7 protein-coding genes are annotated in these 14,049 nt (G+C 63.2%); all 7 read right to left on the reverse strand.

Going from position 1 to position 14,049, the window contains the following annotated elements; translation table 11 throughout:
* Positions 1-151 precede the first annotated feature (151 nt).
* The 7 genes from LVB77_RS12170 to tssI all read right to left on the reverse strand — a co-directional run bounded on the left by LVB77_RS12170 (position 152) and on the right by tssI (position 13,853).
* A complete protein-coding gene (locus LVB77_RS12170; RefSeq protein WP_232906373.1) occupies positions 152-370 on the reverse strand; it encodes a hypothetical protein in 219 nt (72 codons plus the stop codon).
* Positions 367-4,767, reverse strand: coding sequence for an RHS repeat-associated core domain-containing protein (locus tag LVB77_RS12175; RefSeq protein ID WP_232906374.1), 4,401 nt, complete (start codon positions 4,765-4,767; stop codon positions 367-369). Before LVB77_RS12175 ends, LVB77_RS12170 begins: the two co-directional genes overlap by 4 nt.
* A 241-nt stretch (positions 4,768-5,008) precedes the next feature.
* Complete coding sequence (locus LVB77_RS12180; RefSeq protein WP_232906375.1) at positions 5,009-5,563, reverse strand: hypothetical protein; 555 nt, start codon at positions 5,561-5,563, stop codon at positions 5,009-5,011.
* A gap of 5 nt (positions 5,564-5,568) precedes the next feature.
* Positions 5,569-9,816: a DUF6531 domain-containing protein gene (locus LVB77_RS12185; RefSeq protein ID WP_232906376.1), complete on the reverse strand. Its 4,248-nt coding sequence runs from the start codon at positions 9,814-9,816 to the stop codon at positions 5,569-5,571.
* A gap of 32 nt (positions 9,817-9,848) precedes the next feature.
* Entirely contained in the window at positions 9,849-9,977 is a 129-nt protein-coding gene (locus LVB77_RS21275) for a hypothetical protein (protein WP_255700560.1), read from the reverse strand.
* Complete coding sequence (locus LVB77_RS12190) at positions 9,974-11,605, reverse strand: hypothetical protein (protein ID WP_232906377.1); 1,632 nt, start codon at positions 11,603-11,605, stop codon at positions 9,974-9,976. The genes LVB77_RS21275 and LVB77_RS12190 overlap by 4 nt, the downstream gene beginning before the upstream one ends.
* A 16-nt stretch (positions 11,606-11,621) precedes the next feature.
* On the reverse strand, positions 11,622-13,853 hold the full coding sequence (gene tssI / locus LVB77_RS12195) for a type VI secretion system tip protein TssI/VgrG (RefSeq protein ID WP_232906378.1): 2,232 nt from the start codon (positions 13,851-13,853) through the stop codon (positions 11,622-11,624).
* Positions 13,854-14,049: the final 196 nt, after the last annotated feature.

Genomic DNA, 14,049 nt, shown 5'->3' on the forward strand with positions numbered 1-14,049 from the left:
GGCTATGCCGTGGACGTGCAGCAGACGCATGCCGTAAACAGCAACTGGGTGGCGCCCATAAGCTCGTTATCCACCGTGCGACAGCTATTGCGCAGACCTTACAAGGCAGAGACAACAAGCCTCGGCTGTCCAGCCGCTACGCCGCACCTGCTCAGCGCGGAAGATCGACTATCTGTCGGCCGTCGCTCTGACAGGCGATCAGCACCTCGTAGGCATCGCGCTCGCTTCGTTGCGCTTTAGCAGCCTCTTCATCGGATATCTCGGCCTCCTGATATCGGATACTCAGCTCACCCGCATCGTACTGAATATAGAGCTTCCCTGAGCGCCGAATAATGATCACGCCAAACCCATTGAAAACATCTTCGCTCATGGTTTCGTCCCGATTGGAGTTGTACTGAAGCCCCCGAGGGGGACCTGGTCGATGGTTGCCTCCGGGATTCCTCCCCCCGTATAGCCGCCGGGTTTCCACAGCCCATCCCATGCGCCGATCTCATTGCCGCTAGGCATGCGAAGCCCGGTGGGTGAGGGTATATCAATACGCACCGGTGTTGTGCCCAGATCGCCCGGGTTGAGTTTGAGCAATCGCTCCAGCTCATCAACGTCGCCGTTCGCCCTTGCGATGAGATCGTCGGCCACGGACTTCGGCATGACGAACTGACCGCCAGGAGGACCTAACTCGAGACGCTTCGGATCCACGCCCCAGGCGATTTTCGATACCGGACCAGCAAACATCGCGAGGTGGGAATCGATGTAGTCCTTCGGTAGGTACTGCTCCGGCTTAAGCCGATTGGGCTTAGCAACGCCGACAATCGACGCATCGGTGTGCCCTGGCAGATACGGCGATCGCGCGAATCTGCCTCTTGCGTCTATCCATTGCCCTCTACTGTTTCTACGGACAGCGGGCCCGCAACTCAGGCCGAGCGGATCGGCCCACGCGATGGTATTTCTCGCGTACTCATAGACACCGATGCCCCCTGCGAGCTTGATCGGGTCTTGGCTGACAAAGCCGCCGCTCGTCGGATCGAAGTATCTATAGCGATTGTAGTGGAGGCCCGTTTCCGTATCGAAGTACTGCCCTTGGAATCGAATCGGGTTGACGATCTGCGAAACATGGTGCCTTTCGATGGTGCCCCAGGCGCTATAACTCGCACTCCACAAAACATCGCCGTCGCCATCCGTGATCCTTGCCGGGCAGCCGTTGACGTCGTTGTGGTAGTAGGCGACGGAACGAGTCCCGGCCCCTAGCGTTTCGCAGGAGGGAACGCCGTTGCGATCGCCTTCGATCAATGCCAAAGGCTCGAATGTGCCGGGCCGGTGGACGTACTCGCGCGCCTGTGGGTGTAGCGCCTTGAGCGCCTGCAGGCGTTTTCGCGCCGCGAAGAAGTCGACGACATTGCTATTGTTGACCGGTTCGCGCGTGCAGTCGCTCGCACCGGAGTTGCTTTGGGTGACCTCGGCAAGCAGCGCATCGCCGTCCCAGAAGAACCAGGTCGTATCGACGGAGTTTCGTTTGAATACGCGCCGACCGATCGGATCGTAGCCGTAAGTGGTGTGGCATTCCTCGCGCCCGCCGCCTTCCGAGCGGCTTTCGACGATGCGCTGATTTGCGTCCCACACCAATTTCAGTTCCACGCCTCGAGCTTCGTGCGAGTGCTCGCGTCGAATCAGGTTTCCGGCACGGTCGAACACATAATGTAATCCGTCGAAGTCGCCCTCGCGAGTCCATCCATCTGAAACGGCACCGCCACCGACGGCTTGCTTCATCTGAACTTGATTGATGCGAGTTCGCAGCCGATCACCCGCCGGGTCATTGAGCCAACGGGTGAGCTTCCCCATAGGGTCCGTGTGTTCGAGAACGCGCCCCATCGGGTCGTAGGTATAGCGATCAGTGCCGTGCTGGCTATCGGTGCGACGGGTGAGATTGCCGGCCTTGTCGTAGTCGTAGGTGCTATCAAATAACGGAGCGTTGTCCTTCGTTACGGCCTGAGCACTGAGCAAGCCGTCGGCGTTGTAGCTCATCGTTCGCTTGAGCGCCGGAGTCAGCTGTTCGATCACCGCTTGGCCGAGCGCATCGCGCGTGACCGTGATCGGTGATGCGTCGTTGATCGTGATGCGACTGGGCTGGTTGAGCAGGTCGTACTGAACTGCGATCGTGTTGCCGGTAGCCGTGCGTCGCTCGATGCGATTGCCGACAGCATCGTAGGCATGGTCGATCGCATAGCCATTCTGCGATTCATGCAACAAGCGACCTTCGATGTCGAAGCGACGCACGACATGACTTACCGCGTTGCGAAGTTCGACCAGCTGTCCTGCCTTGTTGTACTTGAATGACTCCAGCGATTGCCTCGACGGATCGCAAGCATTCGGCAGGGTCTTCTTGGTGATTCGCCCAAGCGCATCGGTCTCGAACGCGATCACCTGACCGAGCGGATCGATGCTGCGGCGAAGGCGGTCGGTGGCGTCGTAGTCGTAGCGGCGCGACTGACCCCAGTAGTCGATTTCCTCGATAATGCGACCAAGCGGATCTCGAACGAACCGGAAGGTCTCGCCACGCTGGTTAATTACGCTGGAAATTTGCTCCTCGGTGTCATATGTGAACCCGACGCTATTGCCATCGGGTTGCACGCGCCTGGCGATTTGGCCGATTCCGCAGTACTCGATCCTGGTTTTCGCGCCGCCCTCATCGACATAGCCGGTGAGTTGATCTTCAGCATCGTATTCGCAGCTGATATGCCCGCCATTTGGCATGGCTACCGCGAGCAGGCGACCTTTCGCGTCGTATCCGTACGTAGTTCGGCGGCCGGATGCATCCGTGAGTTCCAGCAGGCGACCCATGGCGTCGTGCCTGAAGCGGCTGGCTTGACCGAGCGCATCGGTGATGCGCTGTAGCTGGCCGTGGCTATCGAACGCAAGACGGGTGGTCGCGCCCAGCGGGTTGGCGTGCTCGAGCAGCTGACCGGCCGCGTCATAGTCGTAACGCGAGATTGCACCGAGCGGCGTGGTGTGTTGCCGCAGTAGCCCTCGCGCATCCCAGACATGCGACCACGTCGCTCCGCCTGGATCGGTCACGACCAGGGGGCGGTCGTCTTCGTCGTACTCGGTCTGCAGCGTGCTGCCGTCGGGCCGCGTCAGCTTGAGCAGATTGCCATGCGCGTCGTATGAGAACTCGGTACGCAGCGCCATCGCATCGATCACCGCGGTGGTGCGACCGACCTCGTCGTACTCGAACGTCGTGACGCCGTCGAGCGGATCTATCTCGCACAGCGGAAGATTATTCTCGTCGAACTTGACGGTGGTGACGTAGCCGAGCGAATCGGTGATCTCGGTTTCGTTGAGCAGGGCGTCGTAGCGGAACCTGTAATCGTACAGACCGCTGTCGCCCCAGGCGTGCACCACGCGCCATTGATCGTCGTAGGCATAGTGGAACGACAAGCCGACGCGGTCGGTATGGCGCAGCAAGCGGTGGTGGGCATACTCGAAGGTGCGCGCGGCACCCAGCGCGTCTATGGCGGAGATCAAGTCTTCGTCGCCGCTATAGCCGTAACGGACCAGCGGGTGGCTCAGGCCGTTGGCGGGGTCATGAAGCTGCAGCGATCGAACCAGGCCACTAGACGCTTGTACATCGATATAGCGGCCTTGCAGCATTTTCCCCGACTCGGCAGCCACAGCACCGCTTTCGACGATACGAACGAGTTGTCCGCTCTGACGCTCGAACTGCCAACAGTTTCCACACAGATCCTCGATGCGCTCGATCGGCAAGGGCGACACAGGCAGCGCAGCGACGTTGCCGACGCTACGCCGGAATACATAGATCACCCCGTCCTTGGTGCGCACCCGCCATTCGTCGTCCTGCGCGTACAAACGCGCACCGTCGACGAACTCGCGTACCGCATGCTCCAGGCCCGGCGCGGCCGGCGCCTGCGGGAACACCGCGACGCCTTCGCCGCCGTGGAACAGCACGCCGCCCTCGACGTCCAGCTCCAGCCGGATATCGGCCGGCGTCTCCCAGCCGTAGCCACAGACGCCGACGTGGTCGTTGTTGGAGCCGTATTCGCGCGTCCACGCCAGCGGCAGACGGCCGGGCACGACGAAGTCCTCGTGCGTCACCGACACGCTGCCGGTGCGGATATCCACCGGCTCGGCGCGCAGCACCTTGCACTTCAGGAAACCCGGCTTCATGTTGCCGAACACCTTCTGGCGCAGCTTCTTGAAGGCCTTGCCGCCGCGCTTGAACACCGGGCCCAGCAGCTTGAACAGGCCCTTCATCGCCATCGCCATCAACGAGATCGTCGGCGGCCCGCCGACGTTGACGTTGGTGGGAATGGCCAGGTTCACCGCCGTGGGCAGGGTCAGCGACAGCTTGGGCTTCTTCGGCTTGCGGAGGCGGAACGGCGGCACCATGCCGACCACGTTGCAGTCCAGCACCGGCATGGCCAGCTTGGAGAAGGGGTCGCCGTCGGCCGACACCGTCATGCTGCCCATGAACAGTTCATCGTCGGTCTGCGGGCCGGTCGGCAGCTTGGGCAGGAACGCCGGGTGGTAGGCGCCCATCGGAATGTGCAGGTTCAAGCCGCCGGTGCCGGCGGTGGCGCGCTTGATGCCGTTGACGTGCACGGTGCCGCCCAGGAAGGGCAGGTAGTCGAACGGGTCCAGCACGATGCCGATGTGCGGCGTCGGCAGCGGCACCGGCAGCGGCACCGGCGGGAACACGTACATGTGGATGTCGATACCCAACTGCGGGTCGAAGTGCTTCGCGGCGGTGGTCATATCGCTGTCGATATCCTTATCTTGACGCTCGCCCTTGGCCGGACCGCGCTCCTGGCTTCCAAACTCGTCGGCACCGTTAGATCAACCCGTCCTCGGCTTGCTCGAAGATGCGGTTCCATCAGCTTTCCTCATCGGAAAACGCCGTTGGAATTGCGTCATCTTCCCGCGTGGGTCGGTGTTGGCCAGGAGCCGGAAGTTGTCCCTGACATCCTTTTCTACTGAGCTTTGTCCATACGAATAATCAGCGCCACACTATGGCCTCGTGGTGTCTGTCGATGGCTGCAATAGTTTCCTTCGACTGCAGTTCATCGATTAGTTTGTTCTGAGCAACTAGCTCATCCTTATACATTTCTTCGTATATCAAGCGATCTTCGTCATCCTCACTGAAATCCGCCTTGTAGTCCATCCTGTTAATGAGGAACTTGCCAGGCTCTATCAGTTTCTCCGTATCGCCTTGAATCCCTTCGCACAAGCATCCGATGGCGCTGAGAAAATCGACAGCACCTTGGGAGGCATCTTCCTGCTCCATCTCCACTTCATCGGGATTCCAGTCGATGGAAACAACACTGCAAAGGCGGCTTAACGCCTCGACATCGTCCAGGTTGTTCCATAGCGCTTCCAATGAGCTGCTGATATCCGTTGATGTTCCTGCGTGGCTCAGGCCATCAACAAACTTCAATATTGCGCTGTCTCGAGTGAAAGGAAAAACGCTCCAGATTGCGAAACGCACTTGCTTATCCGCGCTTAATTCACCCAAGCGCTGCTGAAGTTCACGGAAGTGATCGATTGTTTTCATAGCTGCTAATCCAAGACTCCGCCAGCTGCATCTACGAATGGCTGGCAATTCGGGCACGAGGCATTCTTTTGATTTCCTGCCCATGATATTCCCCATCGAGTGACTTTCGCCCCCGGGGGAAGGTTTCTCAAGATCACTCTTTCAGCGTGATTGGCTAGTTGGTCATTTGCCCTTACCGCTGCTCCATGAAATATATTGCTAGCAGGGACTCCGTATTCCTCCAGTAGCTCTCTTTGCATTTGACTAAGCCGAGCGCCACTTCCTGCGGCATACAGGATCTTCTTTCCATCAACTATCGCCTCAACTACTGCCACAGTCGACATTTGCTTTGCCTTGGGGTGATTCCCCGCCAAGTCATGAACTTGTCTTGCTATATGGCTCAGTTGGCACGAGAGACCCTTTGGATCAATCCATGCATAAGTGTTGGGTGCAATCCCATACAGATTCTCACCAGCCATGAATCTGAGGGGGTCTTGCGATGCAAAATCTCCCAATTCAGGCATATAGAGGCGATGCCGGTTGTAGTGCAAGCCAGTTTCAACATCGGAGTACTGCCCTTGCAGCCGAATGGGAGTATCTATTTCTGCAACGTGGACTCTGGTCACTTCTCCCCAAGTGGCATAACTGACCGACCATACAACCTTGCCACTTGCGTCAGTCAGCCGCGTTGGACAACCGTTTGGATCGACGTGGTAGTGGAACACCTCGGTTGTCGTTGCGGCTTCAGGGGCCGCAGTTCCAGCCGGAGATGTATTGACCGCTGCGTCTCTTTGCCGATCGATCAACGCCAGCGGCACGAAGCTGCTGGGGTAATAGACATATTCGCGCACGCGCTTGTGCAGACCGTCGAACACACGTTTGCGCTGGCGGGCTTCGAAGAGGTCGACCACGACGCCGTCGTTCACGAGGGCAGGCACTTCGATGCGGTCGTTGTCGTGACTCACTTCGCCCAGCAAGGCATCGCCGTCCCAGTAGAACCAGGTGGTGTGGGTCGGATTGCGCTTGAACACGCGTCGGCCGAGTGGGTCGTAGCCGTATCGGGTAGTGGCGCCGTCTTTGGTGCTTTCGAGCAGGCGTTGGTTAGCGTCCCAGCGCAGGTGCAGGGCGCGCTCGTCATCGTTACCAGCACTGTTCGCATCGCCGCGCCGCACCAGGTTGCCGGCGCGGTCGAAGACGTAATGCTGGCCGGTGTAGTCGCCTTCACGGGTCCATTCGTCGGGTTGCGGTTCGCCCCCAACCACTTGCTGTTGCCGCTTGGCATGCACGCGAGTGCGCAGGCGATCGCCAGCGGGGTCGTTGAGGAACTGGGTTAGCTTTCCACGCGGATCGGTATGGGCCAGGATGCGACCCATCGGGTCGTAGGTATAGAGGTCGGCGCCGTGCGCGCTGTCGTGGCGCTGGGTGAGATTGCCGACAGCGTCATAGGCGTAGCTCGTATCGAACAGCGGCGCTTCGTCTTTCAAAACTGCTTGCGCGGTGAGTAGGCCGCGTTCGTCGTAGCGCAGCTGGCGCCGCACTTGTGGGCTGAGACGTTCGGTGAGGGCGCGGCCGAGCGTGTCGCGCTCGATGAGGATCGGCGCGTCATCGTTGATCGTGACGCGGCTTAGTTGTCCGCGCAGGTCGAATTCGCAGGCGACGCGATTGCCCGCACTGGCAGTGCGTACGATGCGGTTGCCTAGCGCATCGAAGGTATTGGCGATGACGAACCCATCCTGATCCTCTTCGACCAGGCGGCCCTCGCTGTCAAAGGTACGTTTGACCTGTCGATGCTCATTGCGCAGTTCAATGAGCTGCCCGCGCGGGTCATAGCGGAAGATTTCCTTGATCTGCTGCCCGGGGCGTTCGGCGGCAGGCAAGGTCTTGGCAGTGATGCGACCGAGCGGATCGGTGGCATAGGCGATGACCTGGCCGAGCGGGTCGGTCGTGCCGGTCAGGCGGCCGACGGCGTCGTAGCGGTAATGGCGCGCCTGGCCCCAGTAGTCGACTTCCTCGACGATCCGACCCAGGGCGTCGCGCTTGAGTTCGTAGCGCTCGCCGCGCTGGTTGATTACCGCGATGAGTTGTTCCTCGCGGTCGTATTCGTATTGGACCAAGTGCCCGTCGGGTTGCAGGCGGCGGGCGATCTGGCCGATGCCGACGTAAGCCAGTTGGGTGACCGCGCCGGCTTCGTCGGTGTAACGGATCAACTGGTCTTCGGCATCGTAAGCCGCGCGCACGGTGGTGCCGCCGGGCTGCACGACATTGAGCAAGCGGCCCTTAGCGTCGTACTGGTAGCCGGTGCGCTGCTGCGCGGCGTTGGCTTGTTCGAGCAAGCGGCCGAGCGCGTCGTGCTGGAAGCTGCTGCGCGTGCCGAGGGGATCGACGATCGCCTGCACCTGACCGTGGCGGTCGTAGTGCAGCGCAGTCACCGCACCTAACGCATCGGTGTAGGCGATGATCTGGCCGTGCGGGTCGTAGCTGCAGGTCGAACGCGCGCCCAGGGGGCTGCTCTGTTCGACCAGCAAGCCGCGTTCGTCCCAGCGCTGCTGCCAGCTCGCCTGCAACGGATCGATCACCGCGACCGGTCGGTCTTCTTCGTCGTACTGCACCTGCAAGGTGCTGCCGTCGGCGCGCGTCAGCTGCAGCAGGTTGCCGCGCTCGTCGTAGACGAACTCGGTGCGCAGGCCCGCGGGGTCGACCACCGCCGTGGTGCGGCCGGCCTCGTCGTACTCGAACACGGTCACGCCGCCCAGCGGATCGATTTCGCACAAGGGCAGGCGGTATTCGTCGAACTTCACCAAGGACGTATGCCCCAGCGAGTCGGTGATCTCGACATCGCCCAGCAGGTCGTCGTAGGCGAAGCGGTAGTCGTACAGGCCGCCGTCGCCCCAGCTGTGCACCACCCGCCATTGCTCGTCGTAGGCGTAGTGGAACGACAGGCCCAAACGGTCGGTGTGGCGCACCATGCGGTGCTGGCGGTAGTCGAAGGTCCGCGGCGCGTCCAGCGGGTCGAAGGCCGACACCAGGTCGCCGGCGTCGTTGTATTCGTAGCGCACCAGCGGGTGGTTGCGGCCGGTCGCCGGGTCGTGCAGCTCCAACGCCTCGATCCGGCCCTGACGCGAGGTCGCCTGCAGGAACCGGCCCTGTAGCGGCTGGCCGCTGACCGGATCGACGGTGCCGCTCTCCACGATCCGCACCAGGTCGGCGCCGCGGCGCTCGAAACGCCAGGCGTTGTCGCTGGCGTCCTCGATGCGCTGGATCGGCAGCGTTTGCGTCGTCAACGCCACCAGGTTCGCGGCCGGGCGTGCGAACGCGTAACGCAGGCCGTCCTTGCTGCGCACCCGCCATTCGTCGCCTTGCGCGTACAGACGCGCACCATCGACGAACTCGCGCACGGCATGCGCCAGGCCCGGCGCCTCGGGCGCCTGCGGGAACACCGCGACGCCTTCGCCGCTGTGAAACAGCACGCTGCCGTCGGCGTCCAGTTCCAGTCGAATGTCGGCCGGCGTCTCCCAGCCGTAGCCGCAGGCGCCGACATGATCGTTGTTGGAGCCGTACTCGCGCGTCCACGCCAGCGGCAGACGGCCGGGCACGACGAAGTCCTCGTGCGTCACCGACACGCTGCCGGTGCGGATGTCCACCGGCTCGGCGCGCAGCACCTTGCACTTCAGGAAACCCGGCTTCATGTTGCCGAACACCTTCTGGCGCAGCTTCTTGAAGGCCTTGCCGCCGCGCTTGAACACCGGCCCCAGCAGCTTGAACAGCCCCTTCATCGCCATCGCCATCAACGAGATCGTCGGCGGCCCGCCGACGTTGACGTTGGTCGGAATGGCCAGGTTCACCGCCGTGGGAAGGGTCAACGACAGCTTGGGCTTCTTCGGCTTGCGGAGGCGGAACGGCGGCACCATGCCGACCACGTTGCAGTCCAGCACCGGCATGGCCAGCTTGGAGAAGGGGTCGCCGTCGGCCGACACCGTCATGCTGCCCATGAACAGTTCATCGTCGGTCTGCGGGCCGGTCGGCAGCTTGGGCAGGAACGCCGGGTGGTAGGCGCCCATCGGAATGTGCAGGTTCAAGCCGCCGGTGCCGGCGGTGGCGCGCTTGATGCCGTTGACGTGCACGGTGCCGCCCAGGAAGGGCAGGTAGTCGAACGGGTCCAGCACGATGCCGATGTGCGGCGTCGGCAGCGGCACCGGCAGCGGCACCGGCGGGAACACGTACATGTGGATGTCGATACCCAACTGCGGGTCGAAGTGCTTCGCGGCGGTGGTCATATCGGTCGCTCCTTCAACCTGCTGCCCCGCGCCTACAGCGCGCTTTTCAACGCACGTAAGAACGCGCGCGCCTCATTGCTGCTTTCCGGGCCCAGCCAGTACACCAGCGCCATCGCCACCACCACGGCGACCAGCAGGATCGCGATGTTGCGCCGACTCATGCCGCGCTCTCCGCGGGCGCCGCCAGCGGGGCAGGGGTCTTGTTCGCGGTGGGATCGGTGAGATCGCTGGCATCGGGCAGCACGCCGAACGGCGGCGGCGAGGTCCACTCGGCCATGTCCTTGTCCAGCGGATGCTTCACTTCCGGCAAACCGTTCCAGCCCGGATGCAGGAAATCGCGGCCCACGGCCACGACCTTGCGGAAGAACACGTCGCCGCGGCCGATCAGGGACTCGCGCTCCTCGCACAGTTTCGCGAACGCCGCCTCGAGCTTGGCTTCGAGCAGCAGATCGAGGCGGGTCAGCTCTTGCGACGCAGGGTTAGGCCCCAAGCGTGCGGCCTTGGCTTCCATCTCCTTGTGCGTGACCGCGACGGACTCCTGATAACGGGTGGCGGCGCGGTCCAACTTGTCCGCGAGCGAAGCATCCTGCAGGCGCAGCAGGTCCTGCAGCAGCAGCGGAAACGTCGTTGTCGCGCGTTCGTCGGCCGTCAGGGGTTTGGCCTCGGCGATCGCCTGCAAACCATGATCGAGCGCGAGGTCGCGCTTGCCGTCCTTGGCCTGGCAGTACGCCGCCATGCGCAGGCCTTCGATCACGAACAGCACGTTGGGAATCTGCCGGGCGACCTGCGCCGCCTGCTGGTAGGCCTGAGCCGCCTGGCCGTGCTGGCCGGCGCCCAGCCAGGCGCCGGCCTCGCCGAACCAGGTCTGCAACACCATGGTGCCGCCGGCCGGGTGATCGGCCGCCTGTGCGCGGGTCGCGCATTCGCGCGCGAGGCGATAGCGCTTGATCGCGTCGCCGTGCTGCTTTTCCTTCAGATGCGCGCCGGCGGTGGCCATGTGCAGAACGACCTGCTGGTCGTACCACTGCTCGGCCACGCACCGCGTCATCGCCTTGTCGGCGCGCTGCGCGGTCTGCGCCGCGCTGCCCTTTTCCAGCGAGGTCATGACATCGGTCAGCGCCAACCGATGCGCGACCTGCGGGCCGCTACCGCCCGACTGGGCCGCCGTGGCCCGGGCGATGTCGAACATATCGACGGGCGCATCGATCACCTGCGATGCCGCCTTGTGGCGATCCACCAGAGGCTGCCAGCCGGGATGCTCGCGGGTGTCGACCATCGCCAGGCGCACGCGCGCCTGCGGCTGGCGCAGTTCGGGCGCGGTCATTGCGGCGTCCAGCCAGGCCTCGAACGCCTCGGGCGAGGCGACGCGCTGCGGCTCCAGCACGACGACGACATGGCGCCAATGGGCGTGATAATGCTCGGCGAAGGAGTTCAGCAGGGCGACGAAGCCGGCGGCGGTGTCGGGATACGCCTGCGTGTCCGCCACCCAGTCCGGCGCGATGCCCTGATCCTGCAGCGCGTCGCGGTTCTCCTCGAAGCCCGCCGCCAGGGTCTGCTTCAGCGCACGGCTGTAGCCCCAACTGGTCTCGAACGCCACATCCAGGCGCAGGAACGCGTCCGGCGTGTTCCACTCGCCCGGATGCTGCTGCGCCTCGAAGAACGCCGCCAGCATGCGCTTGGCGTTGTCGGGTACGCGCCATACCGCCAGCCGCAACGACGGCTGCTCGCTGGCTTCCAGCCACAGATCGCGCAGCTGCTCCAAGCGCTTTTCGACGGGACTCTTGCTCATCAAAGGCCGCCCACGCTCAGTTCAAGTCGATCTTGGCGCCGTTCACCGTCACGCCGCCGGCGTTGATCTTCACCACCGATCCGTTGCTGGTGATGGTGATCTCGCCGTTGTTGATCTCGATGCCCGAAGCGCCCACGCCCAGCTTCAGCACGGCCCCCGAGCCCAGGCTCATCTCGCCGGTCGAGAACGCCGCGTGGGTGCCGGTGACGCCGTGTTCCAGGTTGCCGTCCACCGTCACCGAACGCGCGCCCTTGTTGAAGTCGTCGATGCTGCCGTCGACCGAACGCGCGTAAGCGCCGGTGACGTTGATGTTGCGGCCGCCCTGGATGTTCTCGGTATGGCCCGCGGTGACGCTGCGGGTGGACACGCCGGTCACGCTTTCGCTCCAGGCGCCGGTGCGGATGCTGGTGTAGGCACCGGTCAGCGTGGTGGCGAAGGGGCCGGTGATGGTTTCGGTGTAGCCCACGGCGGGAATGGTCAGCGTCTGGCCGTTCTCGTAGGTCTGGGTGACCGCGCCGGTGACCGTGGCGGTTTGAGTTCCCTTGATCGTGTTGGTGCGGTTGCCGTCGACCGAATTGGTTTCGTTGCCCTTGACGGTCTTGCTGCGGTCCGCACCCACGCTCACCGACTGGTTGTTGGCGACATCGGTGGTCTGGTTGTTCTTGATGCTGTTGGCCTGGTCGTTCAGCACCATCGTGCTCATGTTCTTCTGAGCATGCAGGTCCATGCTCTGCGAACCGGCCGTGTCGGTCATGGTGAGCGCGTTGTAGCCGTCGCCCTTGACCGTCTTGGACTTGATGCCGCTGACCTCGCCGCCGTGCGGGCGCGGGTTGTCCTCGTTGTAGACGCGTCCGACGATCAGCGGGCGGTCCGGATCGCCGTCCAGGAAATCCACCACCACCTCCTGGCCGATGCGCGGCGCCGACACGCCGCCCATGCCTTCGCCGGCCCAGGGGTTGGACACGCGCACCCAGCACGAGCTCTTGTCGTCGAACTCGCCCTGACGGTCCCAATGGAACTGCACCTTCACGCGGCCGTATTTGTCCTCGTAGATCTCTTCGCCCGCGGGACCGACCACGGTCGCGGTCTGCGGGCCGGGCATCGGCTTTTGCTGGGTGACGCGCTGCGGGCGGAACGGAATCTTGCGCCGCAGGCTGATCAGCCGGCTGCGGTAGTTGACGCCCTTGGCATCGCTGAGGTCGTCGGCGAAATCGTTCTCGGCCTCATGATCCACGCCGACCACGAAGAAGCTGCGTTCGCCGGCGTCGGACTCGCTGTGCTCGAAGTGGCCGTCGAGCACGAAGTAGCGGCCCGCGGCCAGATTGCGATGGTCGCCGGCGCCCTGGAACACCTTGGTCGGCCACGCCAGTTCCTGCGCGCGGATCTCCGCCAGATCGTCGCCGGCGGTGGTGGAATCGAAACGCGCCGAACCGCTGTAAGTGTAGCGCTCGAAGGTCGGCAGCAGGCCGCGCGGCACTTCCAGCGGGCGCTGGCCCGACAGCGCCTTGCTGCCGGCCTTGGGATTGCTCTTGAAGTCGAAGGTCTTGTTCGACTCCACCGTCGCGGTGACGGTACGGCGCGCTTCCCACAGGTCCAGGGCGCGCTCGTTGAGCAGGCCTTCGTCGGTATGGAAGCGCACCGGCGCGCGGCACTCGATCTCGTCGCAGCGCGTGGAATCGTCCATCAGCATCATGCGGTGGCCGTCTTCGGCATGCGCGAAGTGGTACCAGATGCCGGCATCCTCCAGCAGCCGCGACACGAACGCGAAATCCGACTCGTTGTACTGCACGCAGTAGGGCAGCTTGCGGTACTTGCCTTCCTCCACCACGAACTTGTGCGCGGCGAAGTCCGAATAGCCGCCGAACACCTCCTCCACGATCTCCACCACGGTCTTGTCCTGGAAGATGCGGCAGTTGCTGGTGTAGTCCAGGAACGCGAACCAGGGCGACACGGTGGCCGAGTAGTTGGTGAGGCCGTCGTCGGTGCCCAGGCGCGCGAACTCCTTCACGTAGCCGTGGAAGTGGCGGTCGCCGTAGTCGGTGCGCAGGCTCAGCAGCAGCGGATGGCCGACCACGTCCTTCAGCTCGATGCGGGCGTCGGTGGAGATCAGCTCCACCTTGAGCTCGAAGGGATTGGAGACGGTTTCGGTACCCTTCAGCCTGCGTACGGCGAAGGGTTCCGGTTCGATCGCGCTCTTGACCCGCAGCAGCCGCGTGTCCTGGTTGAGTTCGACCACCTTGCCAAACATTTCGCTGTATCCGTACACAGGTTCGTCCTCGTGGTTCTGGCAGCCGATCCTGGCCGCCGCGTTTACGTCGTCTACTTCCGATGTGTCGCAGGGCCCGTCGCGAGGCCGCTACGGCGATGGTACCGGCGCATGCCGGTTAACTTCGTGAAGCGCAACCCGTTCGTGGCGCCAAGCGGGGTCGTGCATGCGTCGATGG

It is taken from the genome of Lysobacter sp. 5GHs7-4 (assembly GCF_021284765.1).
Taxonomy (GTDB): Bacteria; Pseudomonadota; Gammaproteobacteria; order Xanthomonadales; family Xanthomonadaceae; genus Lysobacter.